15 protein-coding genes are annotated in these 24120 nt (G+C 46.3%); 8 read left to right on the forward strand and 7 right to left on the reverse strand.

The features are described from left to right. The first annotated feature begins 65 nt into the window (after positions 1-65). The gene (tnpC, locus tag ACPYIV_RS16820) at positions 66-1646 is read left to right on the forward strand and encodes an IS66 family transposase (RefSeq protein ID WP_425884139.1); all 1581 of its coding nucleotides are present in this window, start codon (positions 66-68) and stop codon (positions 1644-1646) included. A 223-nt stretch (positions 1647-1869) separates the two neighbouring features. On the opposite strand, the gene ACPYIV_RS16825 is transcribed toward tnpC, so the two are convergent. The 5 genes from ACPYIV_RS16825 to rpoN form a co-directional block, all read right to left on the reverse strand. Further along, a complete protein-coding gene (locus ACPYIV_RS16825; protein ID WP_425884141.1) occupies positions 1870-3708 on the reverse strand; it encodes a 4-hydroxy-3-methylbut-2-en-1-yl diphosphate synthase in 1839 nt (612 codons plus the stop codon). Between the two features lie 106 nt (positions 3709-3814). After that, entirely contained in the window at positions 3815-4321 is a 507-nt protein-coding gene (purE, locus tag ACPYIV_RS16830; RefSeq protein ID WP_293733066.1) for a 5-(carboxyamino)imidazole ribonucleotide mutase, read from the reverse strand. Beyond that, positions 4318-4698, reverse strand: a complete 381-nt coding sequence (gene gcvH / locus ACPYIV_RS16835; protein WP_293733067.1) for a glycine cleavage system protein GcvH — start codon at positions 4696-4698, stop codon at positions 4318-4320. Before gcvH ends, purE begins: the two co-directional genes overlap by 4 nt. Positions 4699-4714: 16 nt before the next feature. Further along, on the reverse strand, positions 4715-5335 hold the full coding sequence (locus ACPYIV_RS16840; RefSeq protein ID WP_293733068.1) for a phosphatase PAP2 family protein: 621 nt from the start codon (positions 5333-5335) through the stop codon (positions 4715-4717). 12 nt (positions 5336-5347) lie between these two features. Next, positions 5348-6817, reverse strand: a complete 1470-nt coding sequence (gene rpoN, locus ACPYIV_RS16845) for an RNA polymerase factor sigma-54 (RefSeq protein ID WP_293739853.1) — start codon at positions 6815-6817, stop codon at positions 5348-5350. A gap of 236 nt (positions 6818-7053) precedes the next feature. Here rpoN and ACPYIV_RS16850 point away from each other — a divergent pair, with 236 nt between their 5' ends. Then, complete coding sequence (locus ACPYIV_RS16850; RefSeq protein WP_293739852.1) at positions 7054-9216, forward strand: ATP-binding protein; 2163 nt, start codon at positions 7054-7056, stop codon at positions 9214-9216. Here the strand turns inward: ACPYIV_RS16850 and ACPYIV_RS16855 are convergent. Continuing rightward, a complete protein-coding gene (locus ACPYIV_RS16855; RefSeq protein WP_425884145.1) occupies positions 9194-10066 on the reverse strand; it encodes a DMT family transporter in 873 nt (290 codons plus the stop codon). The genes ACPYIV_RS16850 and ACPYIV_RS16855 overlap by 23 nt on opposite strands. Positions 10067-11485: 1419 nt before the next feature. On the opposite strand from ACPYIV_RS16855, the gene ACPYIV_RS16860 reads away from it, so the two are divergent. The 5 genes from ACPYIV_RS16860 to ACPYIV_RS16880 are packed head-to-tail and all read left to right on the forward strand — an operon-like array spanning position 11486 to position 22038. After that, positions 11486-14677 (forward strand): SusC/RagA family TonB-linked outer membrane protein, encoded by a 3192-nt coding sequence (locus tag ACPYIV_RS16860; protein ID WP_301842588.1) that lies wholly within the window; start codon positions 11486-11488, stop codon positions 14675-14677. Between the two features lie 11 nt (positions 14678-14688). Then, positions 14689-16179, forward strand: coding sequence for a RagB/SusD family nutrient uptake outer membrane protein (locus ACPYIV_RS16865; protein WP_425884147.1), 1491 nt, complete (start codon positions 14689-14691; stop codon positions 16177-16179). A gap of 17 nt (positions 16180-16196) precedes the next feature. Then, on the forward strand, positions 16197-18263 hold the full coding sequence (locus tag ACPYIV_RS16870) for a DUF5695 domain-containing protein (RefSeq protein ID WP_425884149.1): 2067 nt from the start codon (positions 16197-16199) through the stop codon (positions 18261-18263). Position 18264: 1 nt separating this feature from the next. Further along, on the forward strand, positions 18265-20421 hold the full coding sequence (locus tag ACPYIV_RS16875) for an alpha-N-acetylglucosaminidase (RefSeq protein WP_425886531.1): 2157 nt from the start codon (positions 18265-18267) through the stop codon (positions 20419-20421). Positions 20422-20442: 21 nt separating this feature from the next. Beyond that, entirely contained in the window at positions 20443-22038 is a 1596-nt protein-coding gene (locus ACPYIV_RS16880; RefSeq protein ID WP_299360490.1) for a glycoside hydrolase family 31 protein, read from the forward strand. A 61-nt stretch (positions 22039-22099) separates the two neighbouring features. Here ACPYIV_RS16880 and ACPYIV_RS16885 read toward each other — a convergent pair whose 3' ends face one another. Beyond that, positions 22100-23098: an IS110 family transposase gene (locus ACPYIV_RS16885; protein WP_290092606.1), complete on the reverse strand. Its 999-nt coding sequence runs from the start codon at positions 23096-23098 to the stop codon at positions 22100-22102. A gap of 368 nt (positions 23099-23466) precedes the next feature. Here ACPYIV_RS16885 and ACPYIV_RS16890 point away from each other — a divergent pair, with 368 nt between their 5' ends. Continuing rightward, a complete protein-coding gene (locus ACPYIV_RS16890) occupies positions 23467-24021 on the forward strand; it encodes an RNA polymerase sigma-70 factor (RefSeq protein ID WP_293740548.1) in 555 nt (184 codons plus the stop codon). Positions 24022-24120: the final 99 nt, after the last annotated feature.

Consider the following 24120-nt stretch of genomic DNA (forward strand, 5'->3'; position numbering starts at 1 on the left):
TATTTACAAGTAAAATAATTGTGGCATAATTATTTAATTCCATTCCCTTTTCATATCTTTGCGGCATGACAGGGAAACAGAGGACAAACATACTGCAGGATACCATTACTTTCCTCAGGGATCAACTTTTGGCTGCCGGCAGGCGGGAAGAAGAGTTACTTCGGCAAGTGGAGTCCCTGACATCCCGTGTGAGCGAACTTCAGGCAACCCTCCAGTCCTTAACCTCCTCTTTTCAGGAAAGCAAAGCAGACGCCAACAGGCTGAAAAACCAGAAACGCGCATTAGGCAAACTGCTGGAAAACAAGTCCGAAAAGATAAACCGCAAGCAAGAGGAAAAAGAGGAGGCAAAGAATATCCCGGAGGAACCGAAGTTCGATCCCAAAAGCCGCGGCAATAATGGGGTGAAACGTAAAGAGTATTTCAATGTGGAAACCCGTTTGCACGAGATCTATCCTTGCGATCCGGACTTCGACCCTCTTAAAGCCAGAATAATCAGTCACACTGATTCCATCCGTTACTCTTACCACCCGGGTTGGTTTGAGAAACATATCTATCGGCAGTACAACTGTGTGCAAGGCGATAACATATACAACGGCAAATCCCCCAAAGCTCCCCTGCAAAACTCTTCCTATGATGGCAGTTTCCTTAGCGGCATATTGCAATTGCGCTATATCTATTCCCTGCCGGTGGAAAGGATCGTCAAGTTGTTCAACGAGCAGGGCATAGCCCTTTGCAAACAAACGGCCCATGGGTTGATTGCGAAATCAGCCGGTTTGTTGGAGCGTATGTACGAAGTGCTGAAAAAGTCCATACTGGAAGATTCCTATCTGTCAATGGATGAGACTTATTACAAAGTGCTTGTCAATGAAAAGAATGAATCGGGCAAGAAAGTCCGTAAAGGATATCTCTGGGGCATGTATGCCAACCATACGGAATTAATCGCTTTTATTTATGAAAACGGCTCCCGCTCTAAAAGCATAGCCGAAAAGCTGCTTACTGATTATAAAGGGGCTTTACAGACAGACGGATATGCCGCTTACGCCGACTTTAGGAAAGAAGAATATCCTGACATCATCCCCCTGGCATGTTTCCAGCATTGTAAAAGGAAGTTCCTGGATATGAAGGAGGATAGGCAAGCGCAGGAAGTAGTCGATATTGTCAATGAATTATATCAGAATGAACATCTTATCCCGCCCGATTGGGAACCAAAACAGATACTGGCCTGGCGCAAAAAATACGCACCTCCTATCCTCGGACGCTTAAAGGCCAAATTGGAAAGTATACAATCCGATCCGCAAACTTTGCCCAAGTCGCTTATGGGGGAAGCGGTTCGCTATACCCTCAACCTGTATGATGTTTTATGCAATTATATAAAATCAGCGGACTACCAATTAGACAACAACCGCATTGAACGGATAAACCGTTACATCAGCCTGAGCCGCCGCAACTCACTTTTCGCCGGTAGCCATGCCGGGGCACAGAGAATGGCTCTTTTTTATTCTCTGGCTTGTTCGGCCAGACTTCACAATCTTAATACTTTTGATTATTTCACGGACTTGTTCAACAGGTTGGCCGATATACAGCCAACAGCACAGGATTCGGTCTTTAGAAATTTACTACCGGATAAATGGATCCCTTGTCATTGAATAACTAATATACAGGAGGGGATCGCGGAGACGCTTACCTTGGCGGCTGCATATTATATGGCTCCTGTCCCATAAATTATAGGCTAAAGGGGAAAATTTACAGCCTATAGGCTAACCGAAGAAAGGCTATAGGCTGTCTCCCAATAAGTGCTTATCTTTATTTCAAAAGATGCCTACCTTTTGGGGAGGGGATAGGCATCCCTTTTTCAATGCATGAGGTCTGTTAATCCACCCAATCCCCATTTTCTTTTATCAGCTGGACCAATCGTTCTACAGCTTCTTCTTCGGGGATGTTTTTCAGGACGCATTCTTTGCCTTTGTACAGGCTGATCCGGTTCTTTCCGGCGCCGACATAGCCGTAATCGGCATCCGCCATTTCGCCGGGTCCGTTCACGATACATCCCATAATGCCGATCTTCAGGCCTTTCAGATGCGAAGTGGCCTCCTTGATGCGGGCGATTGTCGTTTGCAGGTCATACAAGGTACGTCCGCAGCTCGGGCAGGAGATATACTCCGTCTTGCTGATGCGGGCACGGGTAGCCTGCAGGATGCCGAACATGCAACTGTCCGTCACCATCGCTTCGCAGCCTTCGTTGTGCAACATGATCCCGTCGCCGAAACCATCTAACAGCAAAGTCCCGAAATCGGTGGCCGATTTTAGTTGCAGTGCTTCGACATCCGTCTCCTGATAGTCACGATGCAGGACGACCGGCACATCGCAACCGGCAGCAAGCAACCGGTGTATGGCGGCACGTTCGGCAGCGATACCGTTTCGGTGGTGCGTGCTCAGGATTACGATCACAGACGGATCCTGTTTCAGAATCTCGATAGCGCGACCGGTCAGATCCCGGTAGGTGAGACGGATAAATTTCAAAGGGACGGAATAGTTTTTCAGTTCCTCTATTTCCGATGCGATAAAGAAAGGATAGGCATTCGGACGTTCTTTCCAGAAATGGGCGTCTACCAAAAGGCGGAAACTGTCCGGAAGGTTGTCCGGATCTTCTTTACCGATATATATATAGTCCGGCAGGGACGCATAATCAAACTCGAAGTCTCCGTTGCTGCGGTCGGAAATGACGACCGGCGGGAAGTTCCCCCCGATTCCTTCCGTCACCCGGCTCCGGCGGCGTTCGACAGCAACCGGATCATATCCCGGAGCGGGCGCGGCCTCTACCGGCTCGTGCCCTTCACGTTCGAGGATGTAATCGACCAGTTTGCGGGCAACGGGGATTTCGGCCTCCGGATCTTCGCTCAGGGAGACGCGGATCGTGTCGCCGATGCCATCGGACAGCAGGGCGCCGATGCCGACGGCACTCTTGATGCGGCCGTCTTCGCCGTCGCCGGCTTCCGTCACGCCGAGGTGCAAGGGGTAATGCATATCTTCGGCTTCCATCGTTCTGACCAGCAGGCGGACGGTTTTCACCATGACGACCGTGTTCGAGGCTTTGATGGAAATCACGACGTCGGGGAAGTTCTCTTCCCGGCAGATGCGCAGGAATTCCATGCAGGAGGCAACCATGCCTTCGGGAGTATCGCCGTACCGGCTCATGATACGGTCGGACAGCGAACCGTGGTTTACGCCAATGCGGATGGCGGTTCCGTGTGCTTTACAGATGTTAAGGAATGGTACGAAGCGGTCGCGTATTTTCTGCAACTCTGCGGCATATTCCTCGTCGGTATATTCCAGCAGGTCGAATGTCTTGACCTTATCCACATAGTTTCCGGGATTGATGCGTACCTTCTCCACCTCCTCGGCTGCGGCATCGGCCGCACGCGGGTTGAAATGGATGTCGGCGACTAACGGAGTCGTATATCCGGCTTCGTCGAGTTGCTTACGGATCACGCCCAAATTACGGGCTTCACGTTCTCCCTGGGCGGTAAAACGTACATATTCAGCGCCTGCCTCGATCATGCGGATCGCCTGGCGGACGGCAGCATCGGTGTCCATTGTGGAGACGTTTGCCATCGACTGAATGCGAATCGGGTTATCACCACCCAGCGGGGTATTCCCAATGTTGACAACAGACGATTTACGGCGACGGTAGTTAAAAATATCTTCCATCTTTTTCAGTTGAAAGTTGAAAGTTGAAAGTTGAAAGTTGAAAATCAACAAGGGCGGCATACTTTGCGTTTTTGTTAACTCTCAACTTTCAACTGTCAACTTTCAACTAATTCGTTTTGTATTTAAAAGAAACCTTAGCCAGCTCTTCGTTTGCTTTTACGATCTTCTTTTTAAGGTCTTCCTTATAGGCGGCGAGTTTGTCCTGGAGTTGTTCGTCTCCGACGGCAAGCATCTGGACGGCCAGGATACCGGCGTTCAGGGCGCCATTGATTCCGACCGTGGCAACCGGAATTCCCGGAGGCATCTGCACGATGGCCAGCAATGCGTCCATACCGTCGAGCGTCGAATTGATGGGCACACCGATCACGGGGACTGTCGTCATCGAGGCGATCACACCACACAGGTGGGCTGCCATACCGGCAGCCGCAATGATCACTTTGATGCCGCGTCCTTTGGCTCCCTTGGCGAAAGCCTCCACCTCGGCAGGCGTACGGTGGGCGGATAAGGCGTGCATTTCGAACGGGATCTCCATCTCGTCGAGCAGTTTGGCCGCTTTTTCCATTACGGGCAGATCCGAAGTACTGCCCATGATAATACTTACTACTGGTGTCATTTTGCAATCATTTGTTCGTATTCGGCAGCAGACATCAAATCATCCAGTTCGGAAGGATCTGACAGGGAGATTTTGATCAACCATCCGTTGCCATACACATCTTCGTTCACCAATTCAGGTTTGTCGTCCAGCTCGGCGTTAGCTTCGATCACTTCACCACTTACCGGCATGAACAGGTCTGAAACAGTCTTTACTGCTTCGATTGTACCGAAAACTTCTTCTTTGGCAACTACTTCACCTTCAGTCGTGATGTCTACGAAAACGATTTCACCCAGTTCGCCCTGAGCATAATCGGTAATACCAACGTAAGCTACATTGCCATCTACACGGATCCATTCATGATCTTTTGTGTACTTTAAATCTGCAGGAAAATTCATAATTTTAGTGTTTTTATTAGATGAATAAATAGATATAACTCAAGAATGAGGCTACAAAGGTACATATAAATCCGAGACAAAACCCGGCATATACCTGCATGGGAGTATGCCTTTTCAGAAAAATTCGCGAAGTGCCGACCAGCCCCGCGATTATGATCACGATGATAAAGGCCCAATAAGGGTTTATCAGGTGAATCCGTGCCACGCCCATAATGCCGCCCAACAGTCCGCCTATCCCGATCGCATGGGCGCTGATCTTCCAGAAGAAGTTGATCAACAACGCCAGGATCAACGCCACACAGGCTCCCAACAGCAAGGAGATGAACCAGAACGGCAACATCATCTTATACATATAGAAAGCGCAGACCATGATCGACGTGATGAAGATCAGGTACGGAACCACGCGCTCGTGACGGTCCGACAGTTCCATATCGACCGCCGCCCCGTTTTTCACCATCATAAAGATGAATGCTCCGGGGATAACCGCCGTAGACAGGAATGCTCCACCGGCGAGCAACAACTTCATCGTCGGCGGATAGATCGCCAGGTACGTGAAGGTGAGAGCCAGCACGACTCCATACGTCACCATCAACAACGGATGGAACATACCGGATATGATATTTGAAAATAATCTCATAACGCTTCAAATTTATATTTCTTTTCTGAGCCGTGCAACCGGAATGCCCAATTGTTCGCGGTATTTTGCTACCGTACGGCGGGCGATGATGTAGCCTTTCTCTTTCAGGATGGAGGCCAGTTCTTCGTCGGTAAGCGGTTTGCGCTTGTCTTCACCGTCGATATGCTCTTTCATTATCTTTTTTACCTCGCGGGTGGAAATTTCTTCGCCACTGTCGGTCTGCATCGATTCGGAGAAGAAATACTTGAGCGGATAGATGCCGAAGTTCGTCTGCACGTACTTGCTGTTGCTCACACGCGAGATCGTCGAGATGTCATATCCGGCCCGTTCCGCCACATCTTTGAGGATCATAGGCCGCAAGGTCGCTTCGTCGCCGGTGAGGAAGAAATTGCGTTGCAGGAGGATGATTGTCTCCATCGTGCGTTGCAAAGTCTCCTGACGCTGCTTGATGGCATCGATAAACCACTGGGCGGAGTCGAGTTTCTGCTTTACAAACTGGACGGCTTCTTTCATTTGGGCTGTCTGGTTTGCCTTATTGCCGGCATAATCCTGAAACATTTCCGCATACTCGCGGTTGATGCGCATATCAGGGATACCCCGGTTGTTCATGCTCAGGATCAGTTCGCCACCCACCGCTTCCACTACGAAATCGGGAATGATCTGGCTCAAAGCTGTCTCCATGGAACCGCCCCAGCTGCCGCAAGGTTTAGGATCGAGGGTCATTATTTCACGGATGGCTCTTTTCAGGGCGGATTCTTCGATATCCAACCCTCTCATGATCTTATCGTAATGCTTGCGGGTGAACTCTTCAAAAAAATCGGTCAGTATCCGGATTGCCAACTCCGTTTCGGGCGTCTTTTCCCGGCGGTCCAACTGGAGTAGCAGGCATTCCTGCAGGTTGCGGGCGCCGACTCCTGCCGGGTCAAAATCCTGTATGATCGTGAGAACTTCTTCTATTTCTTTTTCCGTCACATCCTGTCCCGCCTGGAACACCAGGTCGTCGGCTATGGCGGACAGGTCACGGCGCAAATAGCCGTCATCATCTATATTCCCGATGATATATTCGGCGATCTTCACCTGTTTTTCCGGCAGATCCCGCAACCCGAGCTGTTGGAGCAGGTATTCGTTCAGGGATTCGCTGACCGAGAAAGGCACATCTTCTTTCTTCTCCGTCCGCTCGCTCAGCTCACGAAGTTTATAATCGGGTATATCATCCTCACTCATATAGTCGCCGAGGGAAAGGTCGGCGTCTGTTTCGCTTCCTCCCTCCATATCGTTGGAGGCCAACTCATCGCCACCTTCGTCAGTACGGTCAAAGTCATCCGCAATTTCCTTTCCTTCTTCCAATGCGGGATTGTCTTCCAGCTCATGCTTCACACGTTCTTCCAGCTCTAAAGCCGGGAGTTCCAGAAGACGGATCAACTGAATCTGCTGCGGAGAGAGTTTTTGCTGTAACTTTTGTTGTAACTGTTGCTTCAACATAATCAAATTCAATAATGTCAGGGCAATCACCGGATTGTCCAATGTTAGAACATGCAAATATAACTTTTTACACGGAATGACCTCGACATTCAAAAGATAATAGTTCTAAAGGAGGATGAATTACTTCTATCAAAACGGCTTTACCGGAACGGTTGTGGCGTAAATGATTATTCTTCCTGAAAACTATTCAGAATCAAAACTATTTTTTATTTTTGCGATCGGATAAAGATTCTGATATGACTCTTAAAGCATCGCCATACGATCAGTTGACCCGGGAAGAATTGATACGATTACTGGAAGCCAGAGATAGCAGCCCTGCCAATTGCGAGGTTTGTACAACCTCCGAAACGCCGGCCATAAAGCGTATTATTTCCGAAGTTCTGGTGATCCTTTTCAACGAAGAAAACAAGCCGATCGAAAAAGCAATGAACGTATTGCTGGACTATTTCGATGCGGATTGGGGCTACGTTGCCATCTTCGAAGAAGACGGGTTGACGGCTAATTTTACATGCGAAGTGATGAACTCGTGGGTAAAAGTTCCGAAAGACGACAAGAGCAAACTGACATACGACACAATTCCGTGGATTATAGACACTGTCAAATCCGGACGCGACATCGTGCTGAGGGATCTTGCGGATCTGCCCGCCGAGGCGTCTACCGACAAGGCCCTGCTGACCCTTCAACAATTGAAATCCACGCTGATCATCCCACTTACTTTTCATAACAAAGTACAGGGATTCATCGGTTTCGACTCGATCCTGAAACATCGTTCCTGGACGGCGTCAGAAGTTGAAGATATGCATCTTATCGCCGGCATCTTTTCTATCATTATCGAACGTTGGCAAACCGATTATAATCTGGAAGAGTCGAGGAAACGCATCTCCAAGCTGAGCACCAAGTTCCAGCAGTTCTTCAACAACCTGCCGATCGGAGTGGAGCTATACGATGCGGAAGGTTGCCTGATCGATATAAACGATGCCGACACTAAGATCTTCGGCTCTTCCCGTGAACAACTGTTGGGTGTCAATCTGTTCCGGAATCCGGCTGTTCCCGAGAAAGTCCTTAATCAGATTAAGAAGAAGAAAGCATTCAGTTTCCCTCTCATATACGATTTCAATAGCATACGGGATTCCCGGTATTATCACTCCAACTTTTTGGATCAGACCAAATATTTGATGGTGAAAGGGATCGGATTGAACGACCGGGAGTTCGGGCATATCGGCTATCTGCTGATCATCTCCGACGAGACGGAAAAGCAGGTTAAAGAGGAGCAGACACAAAACAACCTGGCGATCCTTAAAGCCGTCCTCCTATCCGGCCATTCCCTTATCGCCGAATACGATATCGAAAAGAAAGAATTGTTTGTCAATCCGCTCTTGAACGAGACGCCGGAAGACAACAAGTTGTTCAACTACTTGAGGGATAATAAATACATGACAGTCGAAGGCGTACAGCAGATTATCCGTTCGGCCGACAACGTCAACCAGCTCTTCCAGGTGATAGAAGGAGAGTTGGATCATTGTAGCTTCGAGTGCCGTACCGCTATTGAAAACGAAACGATCTGGATCCGCGTCAATGCGCAGGCTTATAAGACGAAAGGTCGCAAGCGGCAGAATAAAATGATCTGTCACATTACCAATATCACCGAAGAAAAACGGTTGGAAGAGAAGCTGCATCATGCGGAATACGAAACCCGGCAGTCGGAACTGGAAATACAGAAGGTTCGCGAGGCTGACAAGCTGAAATCAGCCTTCCTCGCCAATATGAGCCACGAGATCCGGACACCGCTCAACGCCATAATCGGTTTCTCGAATATCCTTGCCGAGACAGACGATAAGGAAGAAAAAGAAGAGTTTGTCAAAATAATCAACAAGAACAGTGATCTGCTCCTCCGCCTGATAACCGACATCCTGGACTTTTCCAAAATAGAATCGGGCATCCTGGATTATTCGCTTGCCGACACCAGCCTGAAAGAAATATTCTACGAGCAGTATCAGGTGCATACACTGAAAATGTCCGAAAACGTATCCCTGATCTGTGATTTCGATACTTTGCCCGACATTATTATCCATACGGACCCGAAACGTGTCACGCAGGTAATCTCGAATTTGATCTCAAACGCAGCCAAGTTCACGGAGGAAGGAAGCATCAGGCTTTCCTACCGCATCGTTGAAGGATATGTCCTCATAGAAGTAATAGATACGGGTATCGGAATCTCGTTACAGCATCAATTGTCTATTTTCGAACGTTTCATGAAAGTCAATTCATTCAAGCAGGGCACCGGCTTAGGCTTGACAATCTGCAAAACCATCATCGAAGCCCTCGACGGGAAGATCGGCGTCGATTCCAGGTTGGGAGAAGGCGCACGGTTCTGGTTTACGCTCCCTTACAACGGATAGCCTCGCGCGTTTGCAACAGGACGGAGAGCAGGATCAATCCCAATCCGGCATAGAAAGCGAGGTTCAACTCTTTCGCCTCGCCGAAAAAGAGCATGGCAAGGATAATGCTGTAAACCGGTTCCAGGTTATAACTCAGATTCACGGTAAATGCAGATACCTGTTTCAATACTTGTATTTGTAACAGATACAAGCCGATCGTGCAAAACAGTGAAAGTAACAACAGGTATAGGAAATTGGTCATTCCCGGCAAGATTGTCTCCACCGGGAAGAAATGCAGGTAAAACGGCAGCAAGCAAGTCAACCCCAGAAAACCGCCGATCATCTCATAAAGCAACATCATGCTGGAAGCGTGCCGTACTCCTACCTTCTTGTTCGTGATGGTAAAAAGCGCCGCCAGTGCCGAAGAGATCACGCCAATGATTATCCCCGTCCGGTAACGTGTGTCAAACTGGAAGATCAAGACAATGCCACACACAGTCACCAAACTGAATAAAAGCTCTTTAGTCGATACCCGCCTCCTGATGATCAGCGGTTCCAACAAAGCCGTAAAGAAGCCGACCAGCGAAAAGCAAACCACTCCGATCGATACGTTCGCCGCCTTGATACTTCCGTAGAAAAACACCCAGTGAAGCCCTAACAACAGCCCGGTCCCTGCGATCTTCATCACTTCGCGAAAAGAAGTCCGCTTCAACCTTCCGCTCCCCCAAAGGATAAGGAAGAGCATTACGGCTGCAAAAAACATACGGTACCAAACGAGCAGGCCCTCATTCAACGTAATCAACTTCCCGAACAAGCCTGTGAAGCCTGCCAGAATAATAGAAATATGTAGTTTTATAAATGCCTCTTTCATCTCTTCGCCAATCTTGTTCGGTTTTGCAAAGGTACGTTTCTTTTTTATTCAATTCTCCCCCTTATCAACTCTATAGGGCGACCGCACCAAATTCATTTTTAAGCGATACGATCTTATGGGCTACATAATATAAGTAATAATCTATCCCTGCTACAAGAAAACTTATCTACATAGGCATAAAAAACATCGGAGTGCCTATCAATTCTGTAATCAGTGCCAGTGATTATAAAATCAGTGCCAGCAATTATATAATCACAACCACTGATTATAAAATCACTGACACCGATTACAGAATTAGCAGGCACTTAAGAAAGAATTATTCGGGACAAAAACGGTTTTTTCTCTCCATGGAAATAAAGAATTGTTACTGCTGGATTTGGTGCGGTCGCCCTGTCAACTCTATGTTCGGAAAAAGAAATAACAAATAATTTATAAGAAATTCATCAAATCACCCAACATCCGGCACTTTTTATGATTTTCATTCCGGCTAAATGTTCCCTTTCCCCTTTATCTTGTAGCGATGCGATGAAAATATTTTATAAAAAATCATTTTTCTTGTGAGTACTTTTTCTTTCCTGTTCGTTGTGCATATGTAAGAGCCAAGTTTACCATGTGTCGACTTTGTATCTACATCTAATAATTAAGAAAAATGGAAAACGGACATTCGGAATTAATCATCGGGTATTTGCAAGGACGGCTGCAAGGGCGGTCTTTGGACGATTTTTATGCTTGGGTGAATGAAAGTACAGACAATAAAAAACTGTTTTTCGAGACGAAAGCGCTTTATGAAGCCTGTACTCCTTCCCGTGATGTTTCTGAAATACACGATAGCTGGCTTCGCCTTCTCGATAAGAGAAAGTCCCGCCGGCGCAAAAGATATTCCTTAATAACTCGCATAAGTTCTTGGAGAACTGCGTCACTTTGATGCGTCAAATATAGGGTTAATATTTTGTATTAGATATACTTTTTTGAGAAAATTAATAAGGGTGGGGTGATTTTAACATATTGAAGAGAACTATCGGGTGATAGGTTGAAGGCCGTTTTGCAAACTTTTCCCGTATTCATAAAATAAGGGGTGCCTCCTTTAAAGGGGGCACCCCTTGTTTTTTCTCTCCATAAACTTTTACAGAAATACGCTTTCACCTATCACCTATCACCGTAATCATCTAATAATCAAACATGGCAATTTTAGGCATCCGTTTACGGCTTGCAACCCTATGGGTAACACTTCCTTACCCTATTGGTTACAGCCTGTAACCAATAGGGTTTCATCCTCCACATCGTTTAGCAAAAGATTCACAAACGGACCTACCCGCAAAACCTTCCATTTTCTACCATAGTTCTCCAAGAACTATGGTGAAAGGCATTTGTAATGATAGTGAAAAACACAATAATTATAATATATTAAAAATAATCATTATGTTAAAAATTGCAAGACCAGTCAGTCTAATGTTGATGTCTGCAGCATTACTTGCAACAGGAACAGCTTTAGCCTCCGATGCGGAGTCGGCTACTCCTAAAGTAGGTATTTCTCAGCAGCAAACAAGTTTGAAAGGGGTCGTAAACGATTCATTCGGCCCGGTTGTCGGTGCTTCGGTTGTCGTAAAAGGTACGACCAATGGTATGGTTACGGATATGGATGGTAACTTCCTCTTGGAAAATGTAAAGAACGGAGATATCATTCAGATCTCTTACATCGGGTATATCACCCAAGAAATCAAGTACACCGGACAAGCAACTATCACGGTGAACCTGAAGGAAGATACTCAGGCATTGGATGAAGTTGTGGTTATCGGATATGGTACGGTTAAGAAAAGTGATTTAACGGGTGCCGTTTCTCAAGTGAAGATGGACGATGAACCGATTGCTACAGTTGGGTCTGTCAGCCAAGTGTTAGCAGGTAAGGCTGCCGGTTTGCAAGCAAATACAGTCAGTGCGCAACCGGGTGGTGGAACTTCTTTTCGCATTCGTGGTGCCGCTTCTCCTTCTGCAGGTAATGACCCGTTGATTATTGTGGATGGATTCCCTGTAAGTGATCCGGGAAATATGGATGTCGGTAAGTATAATGATGGAACAAAAGACAACGTGTTGGCTTCCATCAACCCCAATGACATCGAATCTATCGAAGTGCTGAAGGATGCTTCTTCTACGGCGATCTATGGTGCCCGTGCCGGTAATGGTGTGATTATCGTAACGACCAAGAAGGGTAAATCCGGTAAACCGAATGTGAAGTATTCAGGTTCTGTATCTACACAAAAACTTGCATCCAACTATGAAGTGCTTGATGCTTCCGACTGGATGTCCGTGCGCAACAGCTATTATAAGGAAAAATGGATGCGTGAGAATAAAATCGGAGTTTACGGAGGGGTAGATCCTTCTACCGTCAGCCCGTTTGTCCCGAAATATTCAGATGCTGATATTGCCAATCCGGTGAACAATACCGACTGGATGGACGGTGTGACACGGAATGGATTTCAGACTCAACACAATGTTTCGATTTCCGGTGGTTCAGAATATACCAAATATTTGGTCTCAGGAAACTATTTCAAACAGAATGGTGTGTTGGAAAACAACGGATTGACTCGTTTTACCGGACGTGTCAACTTAGAGCAGAAGTTGAGCAAATATGTTAAGACGGGTATCAATTTGACGTTGTCAACCAATAACTACGACAACGTACCTTTGGGAAATGGACATGCTGAAAATGCCAGTATGTTGGTAGCTGCTTCCCAGTTTAACCCCCTGATTGCGGTTAAAGATGCAAACGGCGATTATTGCCTGAACCCTGAAGCGGCCTTTATGCCTAACCCCATATCCATGTTGGAGATTACCGACAAGACACGTAAAAAACGTATTTTAGGAACGGCTTTCTTGGAAATCGAACCGATTAAAGATTTGATATTGAAAGCAAATGTCGGTATCGACAACAATATGCAGAAAAGACGTACTTACCTGCCGACCACAACCCTGTATGGAGCCAAAGAAGGAGGAAAGGCGGATATTGGTGAGTTCGACAAGAACGACTATTTGCTTGAATTGACGGCTGCCTACCGGAAGGATATAGGCAAGCACTCCATCAACGGCGTTGTCGGTTATTCTTTCCAATCGTTCAATTACGAAAGTTTGTATGCCGGTAATAGCCAGTTTATCACTGATGGTTTCTTGTATAACAACTTAGGGGCTGGTGCTTATCCCAAACCCAGTGTCGGATCTTCTGCCTCTAAGACAGAGATGGCTTCATTCTTTGGCCGTATCGGCTATACATATGCCGGCAAGTATTTGCTGACGGCTACATTGCGTGCGGATGGTGCTTCAAACTTTGCCGACAATAACCGTTGGGGTTATTTCCCTTCTGTTGCTTTGGGATGGCGCTTTAGTGAAGAAGCCTTTATGCAGAATCTGCAAGATGTTATTTCGAACGGTAAGTTGCGTGTCAGTGTCGGACAAACCGGTAACTCGAACATCGGTAATAAGGCTATCAGCTATTATCAGGTGGGTAACAACAATATCTTTGGTGGAACCGAGCACAAAGGGGTTTATTTGAAACAAATGGGTAACCCTGATTTGAGTTGGGAAACAACCAGTGAAGTGAACGTCGGTTTGGACTTGGGATTCATCAATAACCGGATCAATGTAACAGCTGAGTATTTCTATAAAGTCGTTTCCGATTTGTTGGACTATCGTTCTTTGCTGTCTTATCAGGAAGTGGATAAAATTGCAGCGAATATTGGTGAGACACAGAGTACAGGTTTTGAGTTGACAATCAATACCCGCAACTTCCAGCAGAAAGACTTCACATGGAACACTGACTTCACCTTCTCATTGTATCGCGACAAATGGAAAGACCGTGGTCCTTATTGGAAACCTTCGGCTTATAGCTTCTACGATGCTCCTCTTCGTGGTTGGTATGGTTACTTGTCTGACGGTTTGGTACAGCCGGGTGAAGAAATCGCCCACATGAAAGGGGCTATTCCTGGACAAGTCAAGTTGAAAGATATCGATGGATATGCTTACAATGAAGATGGAACAATGAAGGTGGACAAGTACGGCATCCCGGTGAAATCGGGTAAGCCTGACGGTATTTTGAATGATGCCGATAAAGTGTTCTACGGATGTACGGATCCAGGTTTTATGCTTGGTTTGAACAATACGTTTACTTATAAGGACTTCGATCTTAGCTTCTACTTCTACGGACAGTTCAATATGTTGAATGCCGGTTCTTATAAGGATACTTGGTTGACTGGTGACGGCCAGATGAACATTGACCGTTTGGGAACGGGATACAATATGCCGGTGAGCGTAAAAGAAGTTTGGTCTAACGACAATCCGAACGGCACACGTCCGGGTTACTTCCAACCTCAAAGCTCTTGGGGTATCGGTGACTACTATGTAGATAAGACTTGGTTTATCCGTTGCCGTAATATCACGTTGGGATATACGTTGCCTAAGACTTTGGGCAAAGGCTTGTTCTCTAACTTGCGCGTTTATGCCGATATCAATAATCCGTTCGTGATCACTCCTTATGACGGTTTGGACCCGGAAACAGACAACTCAAATTATGCTTATCCCAATGTGAGAAGCTTTAGCTTCGGCGTTGATATTTCATTTTAACAGATAAAAATATGAAGACGAAAAATATATTGATGAGCGGTCTGCTTGCTTCCGCCATGTTTATGTCTTGTACTCAGTTGGAGTCAGAGATGTACGATACCATAAACCCGGGTATATTTCCGAAAAATCAAGCGGATGCAGAAGCATTGGTGACTGCGGCTGCCTATTCACCGTTTAAATCCAATTGGTATAGTGGCTTGTTTACTGTAGCATCCGGTGGTGTTCAAATCATGGGTGACATGGTGACTGATGTGGCTTATTGCCAATGGAATGACCCGTGTTGGCCTGATATGCTGAATGTGAATTTTACTGTAGCATCGCCCAATATCAGTGGCCCTTATGGTTATATGCGTGATATCAGTAAAATGACATTGACCGTAGACCGCATCAAAGATGTTCCTATGCCTGACGATGTGAAAGAAAGGCTTATCGGTGAAATCCATTGTGGTAAAGGCTGGTTGGGCTATCTTCTGTACGACTGGTTCGGCCCGATACAGATTGCTTCGCTTGAACAGTTGAACAATCCTTTGGTAGATGAAATTTTACCTCGCCTGAGCAAAGAGGATATGGTGAAGTTCATTGAAACGGAACTATTGGAAGCTATCAAGGTTTTGCCGAAAAACTACCCGGCAAGCGATCCTAATTACGGCCGTTTTACAGCAGGTTTGGCCTATACGGTTTTGATGAAGCTTTATATGCACGAAGGTGATTGGGTGAAAGCCGAACAATGTGCGCGTGAAATCATGAAATCGGATTATGGATATGCTTTGGTTCCGGAATACGCTGACATATTCACGTTGGAGAACGAACGGAATAGCGAGATTATTTTTGCTTGCCAGTCAGATCGTTCTGCCGGATCTATGGCTTTGTGGCAAGCACACGTGTTGCCCTCTGTCTATCCGACAAATAACCCGAATATTCAGAAGTGGAGCGGTTACCGTGTCCCGTGGTCTTTCTATAAGACTTTTGAAAAAGAAGATAAGCGTCTTGAAGTACTTGTCGGTGAGTTTACAGGAACAGACGGTGTAATTTATAATGAAGAGAATCCGGGTAGCGTTTTGTGGGGTGGTGCACTTCCTATCAAATACGGAGAGGATCCGGAGGCAACAGGAGAAGCCAGTTCGGTTGACTGGATTGTCTATCGTTATGCAGACGTTTTGACCTCTTTGGCTGAAATTATTGTCCGTAAAGACAACGCAGTGTCTCAAGAAGCATTATCTTTGCTGAACACAATCCGTGAACGTGCAGGCATCAAACCTTATGGAATGGGTGACATCAACGGTGTACAGGATTTTCTGGACAAGGTGTTGCTTAACCGTGGGCAAGAATTTTGGTTTGAAGGTTTGCGCCGTACTGACCTTATCCGTCATGGCAAGTTTGTCGAATTTGCCAAGAAGTATAAAGGCTCAGTTGCTGCAGATAAACATATGGAATTAATGCCACTGCCTCAGAGCGTGATTGACCAAGGTAAGGGGCAGGTTATTCAGAATCCTGGGTATTAATGCCAATTTAATATAGAATGAATAGTTTTAGTAAAATAATCATGTTAATAGGGGGGAGCTTATGCAGCTTCCCCCTGTTTGCTCAACAGATAGAGCATAAGATAAGCCCTTCGACAGGGGCAGTGGCGAAAATAAGTATTGCAGGTGATAAACAGGACATGAACTGGCTGTTGGAAACCAACGGCCGGCAATATCCGTGGATTGTCGATTCCCATAGTTGGGGATTGGGCTATTTTTCGGAAACGGTGAATGGCATCACCCATGCACGGACTTGGAAAACTCCGGTGGGTATTGCGGAAGATGGCACGGTCACTTATATGTCCGGCAATATCCGCATCGACGTGAAGCGAAAGTTGGAGAATGGTGAATTGAAAGAAGAATATATCTTTACCAACCGGGGAACACAGAACGCTTACCTTTCAGGTATAGGGATTTATACGCCTTTCAATGATAATTATCCGGATGCCATGACTTGTGTAAACTCGCGAACCGATGCCCATATTTGGGTAGGTGGCAACGGTGCATATGTAAATGCTATGCGTATGGGCGGAAAAGCTCCTCATTTGGGCTTGGTGCTGCAGGAAGGGACTATTGATGGGTATGAGGTGAATGAACGTAATTATGCGGCATTCTCCAACTTTCGCGGATTGTTTTCCTTGAATCCAAAGGATATGAGGCTGAAACCGGGCGAACAACAGAAAATTGCATGGGTAGTGTTTTCCCACGAGGGAGAAGAAGACTTCCGTAACAAGGTGCTTGCTCATGGTAATGTTTGGGTTGAAGCAGAGAAATATGTGATTGAGAAAGGGGAAACGGCAAAGGTGGTCCTTCACAGTAATAAGCCGTTGGCCAAGTTGTATGCACAAAAGAACGGGGTGACTGTCCCTGTCAAACAAGAAAATGGCCAGTGGATTATTGAAAGCAAGATGGAGCAACCGGGGGATGTCCGTTTTGACTTTTATTATGATGGAGGGAAAAACACGCACGCCCAATGTTTGGTTATCAGTGGGGAGAAAGAACTGGTAGATAGACGTGTGAATTTTATTATCGACCATCAGCAAATGAATGATAAGTCTGATCCTCGCTATGGGGCTTATATGGTTTATGACAACGAAACAGACGAACTTTTCCTTAATGACCGCCCTACGGTCAGTTTCCATGACCGGGATGAAGGGGCTGAGCGTTTGGGCATGGGAGTTTTGCTTTTGAAACAATATAGGTTGACCCGTGACAAAAAAATAAAGGAATCGATTCTGAGGTATTATAAATTCATCCGGGAAGTTCTTCAAGATAAAGACTACACGACATGGTCAACAGTAGATCATAAAGGCCGGAACAGGGGATATAATTATCCGTGGGTCGCTAATCTTTACTTTGAAATGTATAAAGCATTCGGAGACAAGCAATATTTGACAGACGGATATGAAACCATGCAAGCCATGTTCCGCCATTTCGGATATGGCTTCTACGCCATTGACATACCCATTTCCATTGGACTTCAGACGTTGAAAGGAGCAGGTATGAAGAAAGAGTATGAAGATTTGAAAGAAGACTATTTGAAAATTGGAGATACTTATATCAAGAATAGTCTGAACTATCCAAAACATGAGGTGAATTTTGAACAAAGTATTGTTGCCCCCTCTATCATGGTTCTTACCCAACTATATTTGGAAACCGGAATGCAGAAATATTTGGATGAGGCAAAGAAGCAGATGCCGGTTTTGGAGGCATTCGGTGGCAGACAACCCAGTTTTCATCTGAATGAGGTGGGAATACGCCATTGGGATGGCTATTGGTTTGGCAAATATGAGACTTGGGGTGATACGTTCCCGCATTACTGGAGTACGTTGACTGCTGCTGCATATCACTACTATTCATTGTGTACAGGCGACAAATCTTATCAAAAAAGAGCCGAGAATATTGTAAGAAACAATCTTTGTTTATTCTTTGAGGATGGTAAAGCTTCTTGTGCTTATATGTATCCCAATAAAGTGAATGGAGTCAGAACCGGTTTTTACGATCCTTTCGCGAATGACCAAGATTGGGCTTTGGTTTATTATCTGCTTGTAAATGGGAAAAAATAATATGAGATTCTTCCATATCTTCGGCATGCTGCTCATTGCGTTTGCCGTAAATGCGGCTTCCCCTATCGAAGGGTTGCTGGAACGTATCGACAAAGGTGCGTCGCGTAAATTTGTGATTGAACAGGTGAAATCTCCTGTCGATTTCTTTGAGCTCGACCAGAAAGGTGACAAGGTCATGATTCGAGGCAATAATTATGTGAGTATCGCGACCGGGCTGAACTGGTATCTGAAATATCATGCCGGAATTCATCTTTCCTGGAACGGCATGCAAGCCGAATTGCCGGAAGTCTTGCCGGCAGTGAAGCTGAAGGAACGCCATGAGACGGATATGAAATACCGCTATGACTTCAACTATTGTACCTTCTCTTATACGATGGCTTTTTGGGATTGGGCGCGTTGGGAAAAGGAGATTGACTGGATGGCATTGCATGGCATCAATCTACCATTGGCAATGGTCGGGACAGACGGTGTCTGGTATAATGTGTTGAGCAAGTTAGGCTACACAAAGACGGAAATCAACGAGTTCATCGCTGGTCCCGGCTTTCAGGCTTGGTGGTTGATGAATAACTTGGAAGGTTGGGGCGGCCCGAATCCGGATAGCTGGTATAAACAGCAAATTGCTTTGCAGAAAAAGATCGTGAAGCGAATGCGTGAATACGGTATCGAACCGGTATTCCCCGGTTACTCCGGCATGGTTCCCCATAACGCAAAAGAAAAGTTGGGCTTGAATGTCTCTGATCCGGGGTTATGGAACGGATACCGCCGTCCGGCTTTTTTACAGCCGACAGATCCGCGTTTCGAAGAGATCGCTTCTCTCTATTATAAGGAGATGAACAAATTGTATGGCAAAGCGAACTATTATAGCATGGACCCGTTCCACGAAGGCGGAAGTATTGCCGGAGTGGATCTGGATGCTGCCGGAAAGGCCATCATGCAGGCGATGAAGAAGAATAACCCGAAAGCCGTTTGGGTGGCTCAGGCATGGCAGGCGAACCCACGCCCGAAGATGATCGGGAATTTGGAGGCAGGAGACTTGATCGCGTTGGATCTGTTTGCGGAAAGCCGTCCGCAGTGGGGAGATCCTGCATCTACTTGGTATCGGAAGAACGGATTTGGACAGCATGACTGGATTTACTGTATGTTGCTGAACTATGGTGGAAACATCGGGCTGCATGGGAAGATGAAGCATGTGATTGATGAGTTCTATAAGGCGAAGGAAAGTCCTTTCAGCAAAACATTGAAAGGAGTCGGCATGACAATGGAGGGAAGTGAAAATAATCCGGTTATGTTCGAACTATTGACAGAGCTGCCTTGGCGTTCGCAACGTTTCGACAAGGATCAGTGGTTGAAGGCATATACGGTAGCCCGTTACGGAAAGAGCAACCCCGTTGTGCAGGATGCCTGGATACTGTTGAGCAACTCCATCTATAACTGCCCGGACGCAAATACGCAACAGGGAACCCATGAGTCAGTATTCTGTGCCCGTCCTACCGAACATCCGTATCAGGTTTCGAGTTGGTCGGAGATGAAAGACTATTATGATCCGAACGATGTGATCCGTGCTGCCACCATGATGGTATCTGTCTCCGATCAGTTTAGGGGAAACAATAATTTCGAGTATGACCTGGTCGATATCGTCCGCCAGGCAATCGCCGAGAAAGGGCGTCTTACGGAGAAGGTGGTTGAGGCCGCTTTTGTTGCCGGCGATAAAAAGCTGTATAAAGACGCTTCAGATCGTTTTCTGCGTTTGATCGTGTTGCAGGATGAACTGCTGGCAACACGTCCTGAGTTTAAGGTCGGAACCTGGATCGCCTGCGCTCGCAGTCTCGGAAATACCCCTGAAGAAAGGGATCTGTACGAATGGAACGCCCGTGTGCAGATTACGACTTGGGGCAACCGGTTGGCGGCCGACGAAGGAGGCTTGCGCGATTATGCCCATCGTGAATGGAACGGCATTCTGAAAGATTTCTATTATATGCGCTGGAAAACCTGGTTCGATTATCAGATTCGGCTTTTGGATGGTGAAAAAACAGCGGCGATCGACTTTTATGCAATCGAGGAGCCTTGGACCAAGCAGACAAATCCTTATTCAAATGAACCGGAAGGTGATTGTATTCCGACAGTACAACGTATATTTGCGGAAATATTCGGGAAATAACATAACAACATAGAATATATCATGACACATAAAACAATCTGTCTTCTTTTACTGGCTCTTCTGGCATTGCCTGGTTTTGCCGGGAGTAAGTACGAATCGAAAATAGCCTCTCTCGAAGGAGAAAAATGGTGGGGCGGAGCGGTCGGTTTGGGATCGAAGATGCCTTTTGAAGGGGATCTGCGTCTGTTCGACCTTTCGGCCGAGAACCTGAACAACCAGAATGTGCCGCTTCTGCTTTCTTCGGAAGGACGGTATATCTGGAGCAACAAGCCGTTCGCTTTTAAGGTAGAGAATGGTGAGTTGCGCCTTTATTCCGATTATGAGAAGATGGAGCCTATCCTGGCGGGCCGTACGCTGAAAGACGCTTATCTGGCCGCTTCCGCCAAGCATTTCCCGCCGTCGGGGCAGTTGCCCGACCCGCTGTTCTTCTCCATGCCGCAGTATAACACCTGGATTGAGTTGATGTACAACCAGAACCAGGCGGATATATTGAAGTATGCCGATAACGTGTTGGAGAACAACTTTCCGGTCGGTGTCTTCATGGTGGATGACAACTGGCAGAAATACTATGGGAACTTTGACTTTAAACCCGAACGTTTTCCCGATCCGAAAGGGATGATCGACCGCCTGCACCGGCAAGGGTTCAAGATCATGTTCTGGATCTGCCCGTTTGTCAGCCCCGACAGTCCGGAGTTTCGCGAATTGCAACAGAAAGGTTACCTGATCAAGAAGAAGGGGACGGATGCTGCGGCTATCATCCCCTGGTGGAACGGCTACAGTGCCTGTTATGACCTGAGCAATCCCGCCGCTGCCGAACATCTGAAACAACAGTTGCGCGGCATGCAGGAGAAATACGGGGCGGACGGATTTAAGTTCGATGCCGGTGATATCGGCCATTATGATGATCCCGGCTTGGAGTTTTACGATAAGTCGGCTACCTCGGTCGATATGTGTGAATATTGGGCAAAGATCGGGTTGGATTTCCCGTTCAACGAATACCGTGCCGGTTGGAAGATGGGGGGCGAGGCCCTGGTTCAACGCCTGGGCGATAAGGATTATTCGTGGAATGCGGTCGGTTTGCTTATCCCCGACATGATTGCTGCCGGGTTACTGGGCTATGCCTATGCCTGTCCCGATATGATCGGTGGCGGACAATTCGGTTCTTTTCTGGGTGTAGACCAGACGAAGCTCGACCAGGAGTTGATTGTCCGTTCCTGCCAGGTGCATGCCTTGATGCCGATGATGCAGTTTTCCGTAGCTCCCTGGCGTATCCTCGATGAAAAGCATCTGGCGATCTGTCGCGATTATGCCCGTCTGCATGAAAAGATGGGCGCTTATATCCTGGAACAGGCGCATCATGCTGCCGAAACCGGTGAACCGATCATCCGGCATATGGAATACGCTTTTCCGCACCAGGGATTCGTCGATTGCAAGGATCAGTTCATGTTGGGCGACAAATATCTGGTTGCCCCGGTACTGACAAAAGAGCATACCCGCAAAGTGATGCTGCCCAAAGGCGTATGGCTGGACGATACGGGCAAAAAGTTCAAGGGACCGAAAACGATCGAAGTGACGGCTCCTCTGGAGCGCCTGCCTTGGTTCGAAAAAATAAAGTAATCTATGTTCCCAACCAAATAAACGGAAAGATTTTAAAACAAATTAAGAATATTGCAAAAATCTAAGCCGTTTGGTCGAAAGTTTGGTTCCTGACCAATGCACAGATTCGATGTATCAGTTTGTTTCTAATATTGTTTATAACTAAATTATGATGCTTCCCCTCTTCTCTTTTGCGCCTGTAATATTCTCTTAATATTGGATCATGTATGGCAGCGGTTCGTGCCGCTTGGGTGAGTAGCGTGTTTAGTTTTTTATTGGCAAATCCACTTGTCTTGGCATTGCTTTTGACACTGGAGCCGGAGGTTCGTTGGAACGGTACCACTCCCGCATAGCAGGCCAGCTTGCGCGGATCGTCAAAACAGGTGAAGTTTTCGGTATAAACGATCAAAGCAAGGGCGTTGACAAAAGCCACGCCTTTGATGGATGTAATACGCTCATAATTGTTTTTGATCTCCTCTTCACTGTTGATCAGATCCATTATTTCCTTTTCCACATCTTTTATTTCACGGTTCAAGTTATCCACTTGTGTCAGGCTATGTTGATATATGTAATCTGTTGCGTGATTCCCTTTTAGGACCGAATGGAGTTCTTTGGCATGTACCAATGCTTCATTTTTCATTTTCACCAATAAATCACGGAATGTGAAAAATGAGTGCAGCGCCCGGATGGTTTCCGTATTGGGGGTATAGACCTTGGCCATATCCTCGAAACGGCAAGCGTATTGTGCGATCAGCAATGAATCCAATTTATCGTTTTTCCCGCGTTGCATGCCGCTGCTGTGTTTGATCCTGTAAGGATGTTCCAGCCACAGTGTATAACCCTCGTGCGCGAGAGTGTTACTCAAACAAACGCTGTAAAGTCCCGTGTTCTCACCGCAAAAGAGCATCTGATCTTTGCCTGTCTGCGGATAGCTATCACAAAGCCATGCCAACAGACTCTCATGTCCGGCAACATCATTACTGAACTCACGGTGGACACCTGAAGATATGTTTTCTTTCTCTATCACACTTACATCTACTTTTTTCTTGGAGAAATCAATCCCGATAAATAATTTATTCATACCTTTATATTGTTTTTGGATTAACCGAAAGCAGGAATGGGCTACTACTCTAAATGATATCCTATTATATATCAATAATCTATTTAGTCTTTGCCTGCTTGACTAACGGAAGTCTGTTACAATAACTAGTCTTTAAAGACTATCGTTTTCCATTAGTGTACTTCCGTTAGTCGGTTAATTTAGTTTCTTCATACAACAAAGATATAAATTAACCTCAGCTTCTTGCTTTACGCAAACTTAGAATAGTCTATAGCCTGTTCCCATACGGACTATAGGACAGGAAGAAAAAGGTTATAGGGAAATACTGAATATCCTATAACCTTTTTTGTTGAAAATTTGTACTATCTTTATCGGCGAAAAGAGACATTATGGAAACAGCCTCGGAGATAAAAGCTTTTAACAAGTTGTTTGCCGATTATCACGGTTTGTTCGTGCGTTTCGCCAATACGTACATACAAGATGAGACGGCAGCGGAAGATATTGCTGTCGAGGGAATTATGTATTATTGGGAGAACCGCCGCTCACTGACTTCCGACTCGAATATCCCGGCCTATATCCTGGAAGCGATCAAACATAAATGCCTGAATTACCTCCGGCATCTTCGCGTTCGCGAAGATGTGGAGCAACGCATCCGGGAACACCAGGAGCGGGTGAACGACCTGCGTATCTCTACCCTTGAAGCCTGCGACCCGCAGGAAATTTTTAGTTCGGAGGCCCAGCAGTTGGTCGACGAGGCGTTGGCGATGATGTCTGGGAAGACCCGGCAGATATTTATCATGAGTCGCTATGAGAATAAGACGTATCCGGAAATTGCCGCCCATCTTTCGTTATCCGTTAAGAGCGTAGAGTTTCATATTTCCAAGGCTTTGAAGATATTGAGGGTGAAGTTGCAGGATTATATGGCGATGATCTTGTTCCTGTAAGCAGGAAGAGGATAGAAAAAACGTCAATAGCCTTTAGGGGGTATCCTGCCTTCAGGTGCTTATTATATAAGTAGAACTTGAAAACACATAATATTCTAA

The sequence above is a fragment of the Parabacteroides vesiculifaciens genome (assembly GCF_049860805.1).
Lineage (GTDB): Bacteria > Bacteroidota > Bacteroidia > Bacteroidales > Tannerellaceae > Parabacteroides.